This is a genomic window from Chryseobacterium sp. 14P4.3.2 (genome assembly GCF_057799275.1).
This window is the reverse complement of sequence record NZ_JBYOKO010000091.1, coordinates 1-289: the sequence shown is the minus strand read 5'-3', so window position 1 is coordinate 289 and position 289 is coordinate 1. Positions and strand designations below refer to the sequence as shown.

At 43.9% G+C, this 289-nt stretch carries 1 protein-coding gene; it reads left to right on the top strand.

The window, feature by feature from the left end:
• Positions 1 to 289 (top strand): hypothetical protein (locus AC27VX_RS23925; protein ID WP_488698489.1); only part of this gene is annotated, 289 nt, incomplete at both ends.

Genomic DNA, 289 nt, shown 5'->3' with positions numbered 1-289 from the left:
CTGTCTTTAAACTATTACGATAGTTATCCGGTATACAGCTTCAATCCTGCATTTCCGGCCAATACTCCTGAGATGACGATTTTAACAGATACTCTCACCCCAGACGGGAGAAATACCAAAGGACTGCCTGTGATGAGCCTTGTGAAAAATATTGAGGATGACAGCTGGACAAAAACTTACACCTACTATGATCAGAAAGGAAGAGTGATTGGCACTCACTCTATCAATCATTTGGGAGGGTATACCCATACCGAATCCAAGCTGGATTTTGCAGGCACTCCCCAACAGG